The organism is Halolamina rubra, from assembly GCF_000739555.1.
Lineage (GTDB): Archaea > Halobacteriota > Halobacteria > Halobacteriales > Haloferacaceae > Halolamina > Halolamina rubra.
In genome coordinates this window covers 1-15,142 of sequence record NZ_BBJN01000051.1, presented here as the reverse complement: position 1 = coordinate 15,142, position 15,142 = coordinate 1, and the positions used below count along the sequence as shown (strand labels likewise).

Genomic DNA, 15,142 nt, shown 5'->3' with positions numbered 1-15,142 from the left:
CACCTCGTGCCCGAGAACTTTTGGCCGAGAACGCCCCACGCCCGGTAGTGGCAGAGACGACACGCCGGTTCTTCCCGTACGACAGCCCCTACCCCAACCAGGGGGAGGCGATGACCCGCATCGCCGCCGCGCTCGACGACGGCGACGACGTGCTGTTCGAGGGCGCGCCCGGGACTGGCAAGACGCTCTCGGCGCTCGTGCCCGCGCTGGAGCACGCCCGCGAGGAGGACCGCACCGTCGTCATCACGACCAACGTCCACCAGCAGATGCGCCAGTTCGTCGAGGAGGCCCGCGCGATAAACGACGAGGAGGACATCCGCGCGGTCGTGTTCAAGGGGAAGTCGTCGATGTGTCACATCGGCGTCGACTACCAGGAGTGTCAGACGCTGCGTGACACGACCCGCGAACTCGTCGAGGACCGGGCCGAGAAGCGGGAGCTCGAACAGCAGCAGCGCGAGCTGCTCGAAGCCAGCCGCGAGGGCGACGCCGCCGCCGCCCAGCGACGCGAGGCGATCATGGAGGAGCTCGACGAGGTCGAGGACCGCATCGAGGACGTCGAGAGCGCCAACGTCTGCGAGCACTACCGGAACAACCTGCTGGGCGACAACGAGGAGTTCTACGAGTGGCTCTACGACGCGTCCGGACGCCCGAGGAGATCTACGCCTACGCCGACCGGAACGAGCTCTGTGGCTACGAGCTGCTGAAGGAGGGGATGGAGGCCGTCGACCTGGTGGTCTGCAACTACCACCACCTGCTCGACCCCACGATCCGCGAGCAGTTCTTCCGGTGGCTCGACCGGGAGCCCGAGCGCGTCGTCACCGTATTCGACGAGGCCCACAACATCGAGTCCGCCGCCCGCGACCACGCGAGCCGGAGCCTCACGGAGAACACGCTCGACAGCGCGCTGGACGAGCTCGACGACCGCGACGACTCCCGGGCCGAGGCCGCCGAGAACGTCGTCGGCGCGTTCCGGGACGCGCTCGTCGAGAGCTACGAGGACGGGTTCGCCTTCGGCGAGCGCGAGCAGGTCGACGAGAACTGGTCGGACGTGCCGATCGCCAACGACGACGCCCGCGACGACCTCACGCTCGCCTTCCTCCGGAACTACGAGGGGCGGGGGATCGACACCGAGATCGAGCTCGCGGTCCAGCTGGGCGAGGCGATCGACGAGGAGTACGAGGAGGCGTACAAGAACGGCGAGGCGACCTCCCGCGCCGAGAGCTCGACGCTCGCGGCCGCCCGGTTCCTCGCGACCTGGATGGACGAGAACGCCGAACTCGGCCAGTACCCCGTGGTGTCGGTGCGCCGGAACGAGGGCACCGACGAGATCTACGGCCGCGCCGAGCTGTACACCTGCATCCCGCGCCGCGTGACCGAGGCGCTGTTCGACGAGGTGTACGCCAGCGTGCTGATGTCCGCGACGCTGCGCCCGTTCGACGTGGCCGCCGACGTGCTGGGGCTCGACGACCCCGTGACGATGGCGTACGGGCTGGAGTACCCCGAGGACCGGCGCCGCACGTACGCCGCCGGCACGCCGGCGCTGTTCGCGAACGACCGCGGCGACCCCGAGGTCCAGGAGTCCGTCTCCGGGCTCGTCTCCGACCTCACCGAGTTCACGCCGGGCAACACGCTGCTGTTCTTCCCCTCCTACGCCGAGGCCGAGCGCTATTACCAGCGCCTGGGCGGCGACGGGCGCCCGGTGGGCGACGCCGACGGTGGCGACGCCGAGCTCATGCTCGACAGTTCGGACGTGGACACCGAGGAGCTGCGCGAGCGGTTCGTGGCGAGCGAGAACGCCGCGCTGTTCACCTCGCTGTGGGGGACGCTCGCTGAGGGCGTGAGCTTCGACGGCGACGACGCCCGGAGCGTCGCCGTCGTCGGCGTCCCGTACCCACACATCGACGACCGACTGGAGGCGGTGCAGGACGCCTACGACCGCGCGTACGGCGACCGCGACGAGGCGGGCTGGCGCTACGCCGTCGAGATTCCGACCGTCCGGAAGACCCGGCAGGCGCTGGGGCGGGTGATCCGCTCGCCCGACGACTTCGGCGTGCGCGTGCTCGCCGACAAGCGCTACACCCGGGCGGACATGGGTCGCTACTCGGTCCGGGACACGTTCCCCGAGGGGGAGCGCGACGAGCTCATCGACATGAACCCCGAGAAGGTGAAGTTCGGGATGCTCAACTTCTACGGCGACCTCGACGCCTACGACGGCGCGCCGCCCCAGCCCTGACGGGTTCGCCGTAACGTATATGTCTCCCCTGCCGTACGTCTGACGCGTATCCGACGCCCGCCGGACAGGCACGGATCGACGGCTGGATCGAAGAACGGCCAGTAGTGGTCGTCTCGACACCGATTTCGGCCGTTCCGACGCCGTCCTGTCGGGTCGATTAGCGCCGCCTTTATCAGACTCCTCCGAGAAGGGGTGGGCGCATGGCCACTCAACCCTCCGATCCTGACAACGTTCGAGAGAGCTGTCCGGAGTGTGACGGGGAGACGATCCACGACGTCCGGGTCGAGATCCGGACCGAGAGCGATCAACAGGAGAACTCGGAGTTCTCCAGAGAGCCGTACCGCGTGGCGGTCTGCCAGACGTGCGACTCGCAGACGGCGACGCGGATGAACAACGCGTAACCCCCGGCAGTGGCCGTCGACGGGTGTGGGGGCCCGCGACGAGCGATGCCGGCTATGCGTCGGATCGGCGCCTTCGGCGCCGTATTCTTCGACAACGGGACCGACTAGCTACTCGAACAGCCCCGCGGTCGTCAGTTCGTAGCCGTCCTCGGTGACGATCAGCGTGTGCTCGGCCTGCGAGACCAGCTTCCCCTCGTCCTCCTGCAGCACCGGGTACCCCTTGACGGCGCCGTCGGCTTTCAGCCGGCGCAGCGCCATCGACGGCCGGGGCGTGTCGAGCCAGCGCTCGGCGAACGGGAGCCCGTCGAACTCCGCGGTGATCTGGTCCATCGCCTGCCGGGCGGCGCGGTCGCGGACCGAGCGCTCCTCCTGCAGCTCGAAGATCTGCTCGTGGCTCCCCTCGCCGACCTTCCCGCTGCCGTCGGTGGCGAACGGCTCGATGGCGACGACCTGCCCGGCCTCGAGTTCGGCGGAGCGGTCCACCCCACGGTTGGGGATCGACGGGCCCGTGTGGGCGTCGTAGCGCTGGAGCCCGTGGCCCGAGAGGTTCAGCACCGGCGAGTAGCCGTAGCCGTCGATCACGTCCTCGATCGCGCCCCCGACGACGCCGACCTCGGAGCCGGCTTCGACCTCGTCCAGTGCCGCGTCGAGCGCCTGCTCGGCGGCCTCGACCAGCTCGTCGTTGCCCGAGAAGTCGACGGTGACCGCCGAGTCGGCGATGTAGCCGTCGACGTGGACGCCGACGTCGAGACAGACCATGTCGTCCTCGCCGAACACCGTCTCGTCGTCGGCCTCGGGGGTCGCGTGGGAGGCCTCGTGGTCGATGCTGATGTTGACCGGGAACGCCGGCTCGCCGCCGAGCTCGACGATGCGCTCCTCGGCGGTCTCGGCGACCTCGAGGTGGGTCACGCCGGGCTCGACGAGCTCGCGGGCCTCCTCCATCACCTCGACGAGGATGTCGCCGGCCTCCTGGTGCTTCTCGACTGCCTCCTCGCTCAGATCGCCGTAGCTCATGGCTGTGGGGTTGGCCTGTGCGGGGGAAAGAGGTTCCGACAGGACGGCGCGACCCCGGCCCGGGCGTCGCCCGGAACTACCGCGTCGCCGTGCTCGTCTGCATCCCCTCGGAGTTGAACGCCGCGCCGGTGCCGTCCTCGTCGCAGACGATGACGCCCGCCGAGGAGCCCGTGAGCTCGTCGAACTCCGCGATGGCGTCGTCGGCCGCCGTCTGGGCGTCGGCGCCCGCCTCGAGCTTGTCGACGGCGCGCTGGCTCAGCGTCACCTTCGCGATGTCCTCGCCCGCGCCGGTCGCGGAGGCGCCGCCGGCGGGCGTGCAGTAGAAGCCGGAGCCGACCTGGGGCACGTCGCCTACCCGCCCCGCGAGCGCCCACGAGCGCCCGCCGGTGGAGGTCGCGGCGGCGAACTCGCCGTCCGCGAACGCGACGGCGCCGACGGTGTCGTGGCCGCCGAAGCGCTCCTCGAGCCACTCCAGGTGGGCTTTCGGCCCCGCGCTGGGCGGGTCCTCGTTCTCGTACTCCTCGCGCTTCTCGGGGGTGAGCAGGTCGACGCCCGTCTCGACGCCGAACTCGTCGGCGAGATCGACGGCGTGCTCGCCGGCGACGAAGATGTGGGGCGTCTCCTCCATCACGACCCGCGCCGCGGAGATCGCTTCCTGCACGCCGTCCATGCTCGCGACGGCGCCGACCTCGCGGTCGGCGGTCATCAGGCCGGCGTCGGTCCGGACCGCGCCGTCGGACTGGACCGCGCCGCCGTAGCCCGCGTTGAACCGGTCGGACGCCTCGAGCACGTTCACTGCGGCCTCGACGGCGTCGACAGGGTCGGTCTCGGCCGCCCCCGCTTCGGCCGCGTCGTCGAGCACTGCCTGTCGGGGTTCGGGCTCGTCGGGGGTGCCGCCGGCGCCGCCGTGGACGATGATGCGCATGCTCGTGTGAGCGTTGTCAGCGCTCATCAATCCACGGGAAACGGTCGCCTGCGCCGGGTTCCGCTCCCGGGCGGCCGCGGCCGGAAGAACGGCAAGCATTTGGTTCCGCTGTGAGACGTTTTCAGTGCCATGAGCTACGAGCACATCGAACCCCCCGAGTCGGGGTCGAAGATCACGCTCGCCGACGAGGAGTCCGGCGAGCTCGACGTACCGCAGAACCCGGTCATCCCGATCATCCACGGCGACGGCATCGGCAAGGACGTGGGCCCGGCCGCCCAGGACGTGCTGACCGCCGCCGCCGAGGCGACGGGCCGCGACGTGAGCTGGATGGAGGTGTACGCCGGCGAGACCGCCCGCGAGAAGTACGACGAGAACCTCCCCGAGGAGACCGTCGACGCCATCCGCGAGCACCGCGTCGCGATCAAGGGCCCGCTGACGACGCCCGTCGCGCCGGCTTCCGGTCGCTGAACGTCGCGCTGCGCCAGACGCTCGACCTCTACGCGAACGTCCGACCCACCTACTACCTCGACGGCGTCCCGTCGCCGATGAAGGCGCCCGAGGAGATGGACATGGTGACGTTCCGGGAGAACACCGAGGACGTGTACGCCGGCATCGAGTGGGAGGCCGGCACCGACGAGGCCGAGCAGGTACGGGACTTCGTCGAGGACGAGATGGGGTTCGACGACGTGATGCACGACGGCCCGATCGGGCTCGGCCTCAAGCCGATCTCGGAGAAGGGTTCGAAGCGCCTCGTCCGTGAGGCGATTGACTACGCCATCGAGAACGACCGCGACAAGGTCACGCTGGTCCACAAGGGGAACATCATGAAGTTCACCGAGGGGCAGTTCGGCGACTGGGGGATGGAGGTCGCCGATGAGGAGTACCCGGACGACGAGGTGTTCGCCGCGCCCGACTCGCTCTGGGAGGAGCAGGACGAGGTCGACATCCCGGAGGACGCCGTCATGGTCGAGGAGCGCCTCGCCGACGCGATGCTCCAGTGGATGCAGCTCCGCACCGACGAGTTCGACGTGCTGGCGATGCCGAACCTCAACGGCGACTACCTCTCCGACGCCGCGGGCGCCCAGATCGGCGGCCTCGGCATCGCGCCGGGCGCGAACTTCGGCCACGGCCGCGTGCTCGCCGAGCCCGTCCACGGCTCCTCGCCCAAGAACGCCGGGCTCAACAAGGCGAACCCGACCGCGCTCATCCTCTCGGGGCGCCTGATGTTCGAGTACCTCGGCTGGGAGGACACCGGCCAGCTGATCCGCGACGCCGTCGAGAAGACGATCGACGAGGGGACGGTCACCTACGACCTCGCGCGCCAGCGTGAGGACGCCGAGAAGGTCTCCACCACGGAGTACGCCGAGGCCGTCGTCGAGAACATCGAGAAACTCGCGTAAGCCAGTCTCTGCGGCTCTCTGCCCCGTTTTCTTTCGCCGTTCGCCCGCCAGTCGCTACTCCGCCCAGTCGGGGTTCGTCCGCGGCGGCGCGAACACGTCGATGCCGACGACCGTCTCGTCGCCCCGGTTCTCGGCGGCGTGGACCTCGTCGCCGAGGAGGGTGTAGGACTCGCCGGCGCCGACGGTCACCTCCTCGCCGTCCTCGAGGACGAACGTGAGTTCGCCCTGGGTGATCAGGCCGGCCTGCTCGTGGTGGTGGCTGTGTGAGGGGACCTCCGCGCCGGGTTCGATCTCGAAGTGCTGGACGCTCGTTTCGTCGCCGCTGGCGCCGACGGTCAGGTGCACGTCGTCGACGGCCTCGACGAAGTCGTCGTCGTTGGGTGTGTACGTGTCCATGTGGGTGTGTGGCGTGCGGAGCCGTATAGTTCCTCAGCTTCCGGCTACGTTGCGTGGGAAAGTGAGTTCTGGGTCCGGGTAGCGAACCGACCGTTTACGGGAACGGTAACCGCGACAGCATCTCGATGCATGACCACTTGTGACCGCAGTGCGCCGGACACGAGGTCCGGCGAGACGCCGATTCCCCACCCCTCCCCCCGCGCCCGCCGACCGTTGGCGCGCGAGGCGTCCACCGCCACTGCACCGCGGCCGCTGTCGGGGCGAAGCGCGAGCAGGGCGAGACCGGATGTATCGCTGGCAGTGCGGGCGACGCGTGGGTCGCCCGCACGACGCCTCCGTGTGCGAATCAGCGCGAGGGACGAGCGACCAACCGGGAGCGAGTCGACTGGGGAGACTCGTGGTCGCTGTGCCGAGCGCAGTGCGGTACAACTGGTCTAGCTCACTCCGCGGTGACGTTTTGCGGTGGCTGTTCCGTTTCGAAGAACACCACCACCAGATCCCCGAAGGTCGCAAAAAGACCGATTACTCCAACAACTCAGCGGGCGGCGACTGCCAGTCGCTCGCGGAGTCCTGCGGCTCGTACCCCAGTAGCTCCTTCGTGTGCTCGAGGTCGAACCAGCTCCGCGGGTTGTCGCTGGTCGCGAAGAAGATCCCGAACTCGGTCTCCTCGTCTTCTAGACAGCGATCCACCAACTGCGCCCAGTCCCGCAGCGAGAGCCAGGTGCCCTTCAGGCGCTTCACCTGCTCGGTGTACGCCGGACTGCCGCGCTCCCAGTCGCCGTTCTCGACGCCCCTCTCGGCGTCGCCGTAGGGGTTGTCGTAGAGCCCGCCGCGGACGCTGGCGATCCGGGCCGCGTAGAACCGCTCGGGGTACTCGCGCTGTTCGACGTAGAACCGACCCATGTCCTCGCCATAGGCCTTCGAGACGCCGTAGTAGGAGTCGGGGCGCTCGTCGTCGTCGACGGTGACGGTCGTGCCGTCGTCGAGTTCGTACACGTCCGGCTTGCCGTCCTCCTCCCACATCCCCGCGGCGTGGATCGAGGAGGCGAACACGAACCGCTCGACCTCGGCGTCGGCGGCGGCCTCGAGCACGTTCCGCGTCCCGACGATGTTGCTCTGGTGGACCGACTCCCACGTCGCGGAGACTTTCGGGTCCGCCGCGAGGTGGACCACCGCGTCGACGCCGTCGAACGCCGGGCGGATCTCGTCGTACTCCGACACGTCGGCGACGTGGTCCACGTCCGGCGCGTCCTCGCGGTCGAGGTGGACGAACTCGTGGTCCGAGTCGTCTGTGTCGAGGTTCTGTTTGATTCCCGAGGCGACGCGACCCTCCGAACCGGTGACCAGCACGCGCATACCCGGAACTCGGCGGAGGCGGGGATAAGCCTCGGGATGCGCCCGGCCCGCCGCGTCGCCGGCGGGGCGTCGACGCCCGCCGCGGCGAGCGGAGGATTCATGGCCGAAAGCGCACCACACCGAGGCATGTACGCGGTCGTCGGCTGCACCGAGTGCGGCACCTACTGGCTGCTCACGGACCCCCGGGAGAGCGACTCGGCCACCTGCCCGAAGTGCGGGCGGCGCCACCAGACGAAGAAGCTCAACCGGTTCTACGAGACCGACGACCGCGAGGCCGCCCGCGAGGCCCGCGCGGCGCTGCTGGCGAAGAAACACGGCGACAGCGCGGCGTTCGACGAGGTGGCACACGTCTCCGAACTCGAACAGCGCGTCGAGGAGAGCGGGTTGTCCGAGGAGGCGTACCTCGAACAGTCCGGCATCGACGCCGACGAGGTGCAGCAGGCGGGCGACACCTCGACGGCGTCCTCGCGCAGCCGCGACGAGAAGGTCCGGGACGCGGTCCGGGAGGGCGGAACGGAGGCAGAAGTCGTCGACCGCGCCGTCGACGACGGCGTGCCGCGCGGCGCCGCGGAGAAACTGCTGGAGAAGCTCCGCCGACAGGGGGAAGTGATCCAGTCGGGCGGGGAGTTGCGGTTGGTGTAGCGTTCAGGGCGGCAGGTGGCGGTCGTAGACGTTCCGTCGGTGTCCGACCGCTTCGACGACGAGCACATCGTTTCCGCGATCCCAGTCGACGATGGCTCTGTAGTCGCCGATTCGGAGCTTGTAGTACGGATAGCCCGATAGTGGTTCCAGTCGATGCTCGGTCCACTCGGTCGCTTCTTCGACCTTGTTCAACACCCGATCGGCGACCTGTGGATCCAGTCCGTCGAGATGTTCGATTGCCCGCTCGGTGTACTCGACCTCAGTCATCGAGCCCGAGCCGTTCGCGTGCCTCTTCCTCCGACACGGTCTCGCCACGCTCCCGCTGCTCACGACTCTCTTCGAGGTCGTCGAGTGTCTCGTCGCTCAGTTTCGTGGACGGATCGACCCAGTCGCGGAGCGCGTCCCGAATCGCCTCGGACTTGCTGGAGTAACCGCGACGCTCCCACTGCGCCTCGATCTGTTCCAGTAACGGCTCCGGGACGCGAACGTTGATCTTCCGCATTCGGTCGTCCCCGTTTTCGGTGTCTGTGCTCATGCTCTGTGATACAGATGTATCACACTAAAACCTTCGCCGCGCTCGGAAACGCCTACCGACCCAGTTCGGCGTGCGCGCTCGAGAGGTTCCGCGACGCCAGCGCCGACAGCAGCGACAGCTCCCCGGCCAGCGCGCCGGTGGCCACACACTCCGCCAGCGCGTCGGCGTTCGAGCCGGCCGGGTCGCCGCCGCCGCGGATCCCCAGCACGTCCAGCCCCTCCGACTGGGTGGGGAGCTTCGTTCCGCCACCGACGGTGCCGACCTCGATCGACGCCAGCGAGACCGCGGCGTAGAGCCCGTCCTCCCGGGCCTCGACGGAGACGATCCCGTTGCTCCCCTCGACGACCTGCGCGGCGTCCTGCCCGGTCGCGAGATACATCGCCGCGACGACGTTCGCGACCTGCGCGTTGAACCCCAGACTCCCGGCTTTCGCGCTGCCGATCAGGTTCTTCCGGGTGTTGACCTCGGCGATCGCCTCGGGCGTGGTCTTCAGCGTCTCCTCGACGAACTCCCGGGGGAGCGTCGCCTCGGCGGTGACGCTGCGCCCGCGCCCCTCGACGGCGTTGATCGCGGCGGGCTTCTTGTCCGTACAGAGGTTGCCCGAGAGCGCGACGAGCGAGGCGTCGGTGCGCTCCTCGATCACGTCGCAGGCCTCGCCGGTCGCGATGGTCGCCATGTTCATCCCCATCGCGTCGGCGGTGTCGTAGCGGAACCGCAGGAACACGTTGTCGCCGACGACGTACGGCGTCACGTCGAGCAGCTTCCCGTGGCTGGTGGTCGACTCGGCGGCCTCCCGGAGGTCGTCGACGTTCTCCCGGACCCAGTCCGCGAGCGCCTGGGACTCGGCGATCCCGCTCGTCTGGAAGACGGGCGCGCGGGTCATCCCCTGTTTGGTCACCCGCGCCGTCGCGCCGCCGGCGTCGTCGATGACGGAGAGCCCGCGGTTGACGGAGGCCAGCAGCGCGCCCTCCGTGGTCGCCAGCGGGAGGTACGTCTCCCCCTCGTACGCGCCGCCGTCGATCGTGACCGGGCCGGCGACGCCCATCGGGATCTGGGCGGCGCCGATCATGTTCTCGATGTTGCTCCCCGCCGCGCGGTCGGCCGGGAAGCTGTAGTCGCCCGTGGTCTCGAGGTCGGCGCCGGAGTGGCGCTCCACCACCAGTCGCCGGGCCGCGGCGGCGGTGTCGGCGTCGGCGTGCTCTTCGAGTTCGTACAGTCGGAGGTCGCCGGCCTCCACCCGGTCGGCGAGCTCCGCCGCGGTGTCGGCGTCGACGCGGTCGGTCATGCCCCCGGGTTCTGCCGGGGCGGGCAAACCGTTACCGATCCGCGGCGGGCGGTCCGCTCCCGTCCCCGGCGCCGCCCGCTTCCCGAACGGTTTTGGCCGGTCCGACCCGCCATCGGGCAATGACCGAGGCCGCCGACACCGTCTTCATCGACGGCGAGATCCACACGCTGACCGAGCCCGACGAGACCCACGAGGCCGTCGCCGTCCGCGACGGCGAGGTCGTCCGCGTGGGCGCCACCTACGACGTGGAGTTCCTCGCGGGCACCGAGACCGAGGTGGTCGACCTCGACGGCCGCGTGCTGCTCCCGGGGTTCGTCGACGCCCACACGCACCTCACGACCGCCGGGAAGTACCTCGTCCACGCCGACCTCTCGACGGCCGACGACCTTGACGCGGCGGTCTCGATCCTGCGCGAGCACGCCGCGACGAGCGACGCTGACGGCTCCGAGTGGGTCCGGGGGTACGGCTACGACGAGAGCAGCTGGCCCGAGGACCGCTACCTCGACCGCGAGGATCTCGACGCCGTCTCGGCGGAGCGCCCGGTCGTCGCGTTCCGCGAGGACATGCACGTCGCCTCCGTCAACAGCGTCGTGCTCGACCGCTACGTCGAGGAGATGGCCGCGGAGAATGTCCACCACGACGACGGCGAGCCGACGGGCGTGCTCGTCGAGGAGGCCGTCGACGTGCTGTACGAGGCGGTCGCGCCCGACGCCGCGGAGACCGAGCGCCTCGTGGAAGCCGCGCAGGCCCACGCCAACGAGCGCGGCGTCACCGGGATCCACGACATGGTCCGGGGCTCCTACGCGCCCGAGGTGTACCGCGAGCTCGACCTCGCCGACGAGCTCTCGCTGCGCGTCCGGCTCAACTACTGGGCGGACCACCTCGACGCGCTGATCGAGACCGGCCTGCGAACCAACCACGGCTCCGGGATGGTCCAGACGGGCGCGATCAAGACCTACACCGACGGCTCCTTCGGCGGCCGCACGGCGAAGGTCTCGGAGCCCTACGACGACGCGCCCGAGGAGCACGGCTCGTGGGTCGTCGACCCCGAGGAACTGCACGATATCGTCGAACGCGCCGACGACGCCGGCTTCCAGGTCACCGCCCACGCAATCGGCGACGAGGCCGTCGACGCGGTGCTCGACGCCTACGCGGCGACCGACGACCCCGGCGGGATGCGCCACCGCGTCGAGCACGTCGAACTCGCCTCCGACGAGGCGATCGAGCGCTTCGCGGAGATGGGCGTCGTCGCCTCGGTCCAGCCGAACTTCCTCAAGTGGGCGAAGCCGGGCGGGCTCTACGACTCCCGGCTCGGTGACCGCCGGACGGGGACGAACCGCTACGCGTCGCTCTCGGCCGCGGGCGCGCCGCTGGCGTTCGGCTCGGACTGCATGCCGCTCGACCCGCTGCTGGGTGTCCACCACGCCGTCACCACCGAGGTCGACGCCCAGCGGCTCTCGGTCACCGAGGCGCTCCGGGCGTACACGCTCGGAGCGGCGTACGCCGGCTTCGACGAGGAGCGGCTCGGTACGGTCGAGCCCGGGAAGCTCGCGGACTTCACCGTGCTGGAGCAGTCGCCGTGGGAGCACGCGGACGATATCGACGAGATCGACGTGGCGATGACGGTCGTCGATGGCGACGTGGTGTACGACGACCGGTAGCGTCGCGCGGCCCGCTACCGCTCGACTGCCCGCTCGCGATCACGCTCTCTCGCGTGTCCGTCGTCGGTTCGCGTGTCGCTCTCCATCAGCCGATCCATCCGTTCTTCGAACTCCGCGTCGGTGAGTTCGCCCTCGGCGTAGCGTTGCTTGAGGGTTCTGATCGGGTCGGTCGTCTCGGATTCGAGTCGGTTCCAGTTGGCGGCGGGGTTCGCGTCATCGGGCGCCGCCGCGGCCTGCGTCGTGAGCCCGTGTCCGAGAACGAGTGCCACGACGATCGTGGCAGTGCCCAGGCCGCCGAGAACGGGGACGACCGTGCCGTGCATGAACAGCACCGCGACGAAACAGATGGCGGCGACGCTGCTCGACAGGAGAGTGAGGAAACCACGCCCTCGGGCCGATTCGGGCGCAGCGCGGTGGACCGGATCGCTCATGTCGGGTGGCTGTCGCTCTCACCTCAAATAGCTTCCCACCGGGGCCGGCGTCAGCCCTCACGGCGGGCGGCGGTACGTTTCACCCACACCCGGAATTCGTCGCGGGCCGTGTGACGCGTTCGGGGGAAAAGCCCATGGCCCGAGCGAGCGAACCCGGAGCCATGCTCCTCCAGATCCCCGGCGGCCCGGAACTGCTGATCATCCTGCTCGTGCTGGCGCTGCTCGTCGGCGTCCCCGTGGTGCTCGTGGGGCTGTTCCTGGTCGTCCGGAGCGTCGGCGGCGACGGCGACGACGAGGTCGCGGAACTCAAAGGCCGGATCGAGGAACTCGAAGCGGAGGTCGCGGCCGGCAGCGAGGCGGCGAGCAACGAGGTGTCCGTCGGGGACGAGCGGCGCGAGGAGGAATGAGCCCGCTACAGGTCCCTGGCGGGATCGAGATCTTCGTGATCCTCTTCGCGTTGGTGTTCAACTTCGCCATAATCGCCCTGGTCGTGCTGGGGATCGTCTACCTCTACCGCCGGTGGGGTGGCGGCGGCGCCGACGAGGCGGAGCTCGACGCGCTCCGAGACCGGATCGCGGAGCTCGAGACGCGAGTCGAGGAACTCGCCGAGGGCGGTGACGGTGCGGGAGGCGGCGGGACGAGCGACGACGGGACGAGCGACGACGGACGCTGACCGAAACGGCAGGGTTCTTACTCCGGCGGCGCGCGCTCCCGGTATGACCTTCTTCGACGACCTCGCCGCCCGCATCGACGCCGTCGACAGCGTCGTCTCCGTGGGGCTGGACGCCGACCCCGACCGCATCCCGGAGTTCCTCGACGACCGCGACCTGCCGCGCTGGGCGTTCAACCGCCGGATCATCGACGCCACCCACGAGCACGCCGCCTGCTACAAGCCCAACGCCGCGTTCTACGAGGACGCCGACGGCTGGCGCGCGCTCCGGGAGACGGTCGCCTACGCCCACGGGAAGGGGGTCCCCGTCCTGCTCGACGCGAAACGGGGCGACATCGGCAACACCGCACGGCAGTACGCCGAGGTGCTGGAGGAGGTCGACGCGATCACCGTCAACCCGTACATGGGCGGCGACTCGCTCCAGCCGTTCCTCGCCGAGGCCGACGCGGGCGTGTTCGTGCTCTGTCGCACCTCCAACCCCGGCGGCGCGGACCTGCAGGACCTCGAACTCGCCTCGGGCGAGCCGCTGTACGAGCGAGTGGCGGCGCTGGCGGACACGTGGAACGAACACGGCAACGTCGGGCTCGTCGTCGGCGCCACCGCGCCCGAGGAGCTGGAGACGGTCCGGGAGATCGTCCCCGAGATCCCGTTTCTCGTCCCCGGCGTCGGCGCGCAGGGCGGCGACGCGGAGGCCGCGGTGGAGCACGGTCTCGCGGCGCGGGAGGGCGCCGGCGTCGACGTGGGGCTCGTCAACTCCTCGCGGGGGATCATCTTCGCCGGCGAGGACGTGGGCCGGAACACGGTTTCGGGCGCCTCTGGGGGTCACGAACCGGACGAGGACGCGTACTTCGGAGCCGCGGGCGACGCCGCGGAGCGGCTGAAGAAGCGACTGAACCAGTACCGCTGAGGCTCGAACGCCCGGGAACCGCCGAGGCTCAGACGAACTCGGCGCCGTCGCCCGTCCAGGCCGGGTAGGCCCGCGCGTCCTCGCCGTTGTCCGCGAACGCCTCGACCATCGCGGCCGCGACCTCGCGCCGGCGCTCGGGGGGACAGACCGCGAGCACGCCGGGGCCGGAGCCGCTGACGGTGACGCCGTAGGCGCCGGCCGCGCGGGCGGCGTCGGCGGCGTCGTCGTACCCCGTGATGAGCGCCGCGCGGTGGGGCGTGACGACCTCGTCGGCCATCCCCGCGCCGACGAGCTCCGGGTCGGAGCGACACATCCCGACAGACAGCGTCGCGGCGTTGCCGACCGTCGCGACCAGCTCCTCGATCGTGACGTGGGTCGGGACGACCTCGCGGGCGTCGCGGGTCGAGATGGGCTCCTCCGGGAGGCAGGCAACCAGCGGCACGTTCGTCTCGACGGAGCGCACGCCGTCGGCGGTGGCGATCGTGAACCCGCCGAGCAGCGCGGGGGCGACGTTGTCGGCGTGGGCGGCGCCGGAGACGACCGCCTCGCCCTCGGCGGCGATCGGGACGAGCTCCTCGCGGGAGAGCCCGCGGTCGTAGAGGTCGTTGAGCGCGAGCGCCGCGCCTGCCGCGGAGGCCGCGGAGGAGCCCAGCCCGGAGGCGGGTCTGACGCCCTTGTCGATCTTGATGTGGGCCGGGGCGTCGAGCGCCCGCGCGACGGCGCCGACGGTGTTCTTCTCGGGGTCTTCCGGGATGAACTGCGCCCCCGCGCCGGTCACCTCGATCGTGGTGCGGTCGGCGCGCTCGACTGAGACGACGTCCGCCGGGCGCGAGAGCGCGACGCCGAACGTGTCGTAGCCGCTACCGAGGTTCGCGCTGGTCGCCGGCGCCCGGACTGTTCGCATGGGGTGTCGTAGCCCGGATCGCGCGAAAAAGCTGGCGCTCGCTCGCTACTCGTCGCTGATCGCGAACAGCATCGGGGCGACGATCACCAGCGCCAGCCCGAGGAACAGGTAGATACGGGAGTTGATCGCCTGTGGCGTCAGCAGGAAGATCAGGCCGAACGCGCCGAAGTGGAGGCCCAGAACCTTCTTCGACCCGAGGCCGAGCAGGCCGATCGTTCCCAGGGCGAACACGAGCAACAGCACCTGCCCGATCTCGTAGTTGAGCAGGAAACTGTCGATGACCTGGAGCGGGAGCATCTCTTGGTACTGCTCAGTCCGAACGGCGCTTTAAAGTTCTGTTCTCCGGCCGGACCCGCGGGGCGGCGATGCCTCCCTCGCACCG

The 15,142-nt window shown here is 70.0% G+C and carries 16 protein-coding genes and 2 pseudogenes; 8 read left to right on the top strand and 10 right to left on the bottom strand.

Annotated features, from left to right (window positions below):
* Nucleotides 1-47: 47 nt before the first annotated feature.
* Nucleotides 48-2,233, top strand: a pseudogene (locus tag ACP95_RS13065) (ATP-dependent DNA helicase).
* Between the two features lie 200 nt (nt 2,234-2,433).
* On the top strand, nt 2,434-2,634 hold the full coding sequence (locus ACP95_RS13060; RefSeq protein ID WP_049981625.1) for a DUF7835 family putative zinc beta-ribbon protein: 201 nt from the start codon (nt 2,434-2,436) through the stop codon (nt 2,632-2,634).
* A gap of 108 nt (nt 2,635-2,742) precedes the next feature.
* Here ACP95_RS13060 and map read toward each other — a convergent pair whose 3' ends face one another.
* On the bottom strand, nt 2,743-3,648 hold the full coding sequence (gene map, locus ACP95_RS13055) for a type II methionyl aminopeptidase (protein WP_049981624.1): 906 nt from the start codon (nt 3,646-3,648) through the stop codon (nt 2,743-2,745).
* Between the two features lie 76 nt (nt 3,649-3,724).
* Nucleotides 3,725-4,573 (bottom strand): isoaspartyl peptidase/L-asparaginase, encoded by an 849-nt coding sequence (locus ACP95_RS13050; RefSeq protein ID WP_049981623.1) that lies wholly within the window; start codon nt 4,571-4,573, stop codon nt 3,725-3,727.
* 129 nt (nt 4,574-4,702) lie between these two features.
* Between ACP95_RS13050 and icd the strand changes: the two are divergent.
* Nucleotides 4,703-5,973, top strand: a pseudogene (gene icd / locus ACP95_RS13045) (NADP-dependent isocitrate dehydrogenase).
* A gap of 54 nt (nt 5,974-6,027) precedes the next feature.
* Here icd and ACP95_RS13040 read toward each other — a convergent pair.
* Both ACP95_RS13040 and ACP95_RS13035 read right to left on the bottom strand, forming a co-directional pair.
* Nucleotides 6,028-6,369 (bottom strand): cupin domain-containing protein, encoded by a 342-nt coding sequence (locus ACP95_RS13040; protein ID WP_049981622.1) that lies wholly within the window; start codon nt 6,367-6,369, stop codon nt 6,028-6,030.
* Between the two features lie 522 nt (nt 6,370-6,891).
* Entirely contained in the window at nt 6,892-7,725 is an 834-nt protein-coding gene (locus ACP95_RS13035) for an NAD-dependent epimerase/dehydratase family protein (RefSeq protein WP_049981621.1), read from the bottom strand.
* A gap of 126 nt (nt 7,726-7,851) precedes the next feature.
* On the opposite strand from ACP95_RS13035, the gene ACP95_RS13030 reads away from it, so the two are divergent.
* Nucleotides 7,852-8,367 carry a DUF5817 domain-containing protein gene (locus tag ACP95_RS13030; protein WP_049981620.1) on the top strand — a complete coding sequence of 172 codons (516 nt, stop codon included), beginning with the start codon at nt 7,852-7,854 and terminating at the stop codon, nt 8,365-8,367.
* A 3-nt stretch (nt 8,368-8,370) separates the two neighbouring features.
* Here the strand turns inward: ACP95_RS13030 and ACP95_RS13025 are convergent, their stop codons facing one another.
* The 3 genes from ACP95_RS13025 to hmgA are packed head-to-tail and all read right to left on the bottom strand — an operon-like array spanning nt 8,371 to nt 10,187.
* Nucleotides 8,371-8,634: a type II toxin-antitoxin system RelE family toxin gene (locus tag ACP95_RS13025; protein ID WP_049981619.1), complete on the bottom strand. Its 264-nt coding sequence runs from the start codon at nt 8,632-8,634 to the stop codon at nt 8,371-8,373.
* Complete coding sequence (locus ACP95_RS13020) at nt 8,627-8,902, bottom strand: ribbon-helix-helix domain-containing protein (RefSeq protein ID WP_049981618.1); 276 nt, start codon at nt 8,900-8,902, stop codon at nt 8,627-8,629. The genes ACP95_RS13025 and ACP95_RS13020 overlap by 8 nt, the downstream gene beginning before the upstream one ends.
* 52 nt (nt 8,903-8,954) lie before the next feature.
* Nucleotides 8,955-10,187: a hydroxymethylglutaryl-CoA reductase (NADPH) gene (gene hmgA, locus ACP95_RS13015; RefSeq protein WP_049981617.1), complete on the bottom strand. Its 1,233-nt coding sequence runs from the start codon at nt 10,185-10,187 to the stop codon at nt 8,955-8,957.
* 119 nt (nt 10,188-10,306) lie between these two features.
* Here hmgA and ACP95_RS13010 point away from each other — a divergent pair, with 119 nt between their 5' ends.
* On the top strand, nt 10,307-11,848 hold the full coding sequence (locus ACP95_RS13010) for an amidohydrolase (protein ID WP_049981616.1): 1,542 nt from the start codon (nt 10,307-10,309) through the stop codon (nt 11,846-11,848).
* A gap of 14 nt (nt 11,849-11,862) precedes the next feature.
* On the opposite strand, the gene ACP95_RS13005 is transcribed toward ACP95_RS13010, so the two are convergent.
* Nucleotides 11,863-12,279 carry an SHOCT domain-containing protein gene (locus ACP95_RS13005; RefSeq protein ID WP_049981615.1) on the bottom strand — a complete coding sequence of 139 codons (417 nt, stop codon included), beginning with the start codon at nt 12,277-12,279 and terminating at the stop codon, nt 11,863-11,865.
* 161 nt (nt 12,280-12,440) lie between these two features.
* Between ACP95_RS13005 and ACP95_RS13000 the strand changes: the two genes are divergently transcribed.
* From ACP95_RS13000 to pyrF, 3 genes are read left to right on the top strand one after another with little or no spacing between them, the layout of a single operon-like run.
* Nucleotides 12,441-12,686, top strand: a complete 246-nt coding sequence (locus ACP95_RS13000) for a hypothetical protein (RefSeq protein ID WP_049981614.1) — start codon at nt 12,441-12,443, stop codon at nt 12,684-12,686.
* A complete protein-coding gene (locus tag ACP95_RS12995) occupies nt 12,683-12,952 on the top strand; it encodes a hypothetical protein (RefSeq protein WP_049981613.1) in 270 nt (89 codons plus the stop codon). Before ACP95_RS13000 ends, ACP95_RS12995 begins: the two co-directional genes overlap by 4 nt.
* Before the next feature lie 43 nt (nt 12,953-12,995).
* Nucleotides 12,996-13,856 (top strand): orotidine-5'-phosphate decarboxylase, encoded by an 861-nt coding sequence (gene pyrF, locus ACP95_RS12990; RefSeq protein ID WP_049981612.1) that lies wholly within the window; start codon nt 12,996-12,998, stop codon nt 13,854-13,856.
* Between the two features lie 28 nt (nt 13,857-13,884).
* On the opposite strand, the gene ACP95_RS12985 is transcribed toward pyrF, so the two are convergent.
* Together ACP95_RS12985 and ACP95_RS12980 are read right to left on the bottom strand one after the other, a co-directional pair.
* A complete protein-coding gene (locus ACP95_RS12985) occupies nt 13,885-14,760 on the bottom strand; it encodes a homoserine kinase (RefSeq protein WP_049981611.1) in 876 nt (291 codons plus the stop codon).
* 45 nt (nt 14,761-14,805) lie between these two features.
* Complete coding sequence (locus ACP95_RS12980; RefSeq protein WP_049981610.1) at nt 14,806-15,057, bottom strand: hypothetical protein; 252 nt, start codon at nt 15,055-15,057, stop codon at nt 14,806-14,808.
* Nucleotides 15,058-15,142: the final 85 nt, after the last annotated feature.

Bases quoted from the DNA above. Each gene is read 5' to 3' on its own strand.
- ACP95_RS13050 (WP_049981623.1), bottom strand. From the start codon at position 4,573: ATGCGCATCATCGTCCACGGCGGCGCCGGCGGCACCCCCGACGAGCCC.
- ACP95_RS13060 (WP_049981625.1), top strand. From the start codon at position 2,434: ATGGCCACTCAACCCTCCGATCCTGACAACGTTCGAGAGAGCTGTCCG.
- ACP95_RS12995 (WP_049981613.1), top strand. From the start codon at position 12,683: ATGAGCCCGCTACAGGTCCCTGGCGGGATCGAGATCTTCGTGATCCTC.
- ACP95_RS12980 (WP_049981610.1), bottom strand. From the start codon at position 15,057: ATGCTCCCGCTCCAGGTCATCGACAGTTTCCTGCTCAACTACGAGATC.
- ACP95_RS13040 (WP_049981622.1), bottom strand. From the start codon at position 6,369: ATGGACACGTACACACCCAACGACGACGACTTCGTCGAGGCCGTCGAC.
- ACP95_RS13020 (WP_049981618.1), bottom strand. From the start codon at position 8,902: ATGAGCACAGACACCGAAAACGGGGACGACCGAATGCGGAAGATCAAC.
- ACP95_RS13000 (WP_049981614.1), top strand. From the start codon at position 12,441: ATGCTCCTCCAGATCCCCGGCGGCCCGGAACTGCTGATCATCCTGCTC.
- ACP95_RS13030 (WP_049981620.1), top strand. From the start codon at position 7,852: ATGTACGCGGTCGTCGGCTGCACCGAGTGCGGCACCTACTGGCTGCTC.
- ACP95_RS13005 (WP_049981615.1), bottom strand. From the start codon at position 12,279: ATGAGCGATCCGGTCCACCGCGCTGCGCCCGAATCGGCCCGAGGGCGT.
- ACP95_RS13025 (WP_049981619.1), bottom strand. From the start codon at position 8,634: ATGACTGAGGTCGAGTACACCGAGCGGGCAATCGAACATCTCGACGGA.
- ACP95_RS13035 (WP_049981621.1), bottom strand. From the start codon at position 7,725: ATGCGCGTGCTGGTCACCGGTTCGGAGGGTCGCGTCGCCTCGGGAATC.
- pyrF (WP_049981612.1), top strand. From the start codon at position 12,996: ATGACCTTCTTCGACGACCTCGCCGCCCGCATCGACGCCGTCGACAGC.
- hmgA (WP_049981617.1), bottom strand. From the start codon at position 10,187: ATGACCGACCGCGTCGACGCCGACACCGCGGCGGAGCTCGCCGACCGG.
- ACP95_RS12985 (WP_049981611.1), bottom strand. From the start codon at position 14,760: ATGCGAACAGTCCGGGCGCCGGCGACCAGCGCGAACCTCGGTAGCGGC.
- ACP95_RS13010 (WP_049981616.1), top strand. From the start codon at position 10,307: ATGACCGAGGCCGCCGACACCGTCTTCATCGACGGCGAGATCCACACG.
- map (WP_049981624.1), bottom strand. From the start codon at position 3,648: ATGAGCTACGGCGATCTGAGCGAGGAGGCAGTCGAGAAGCACCAGGAG.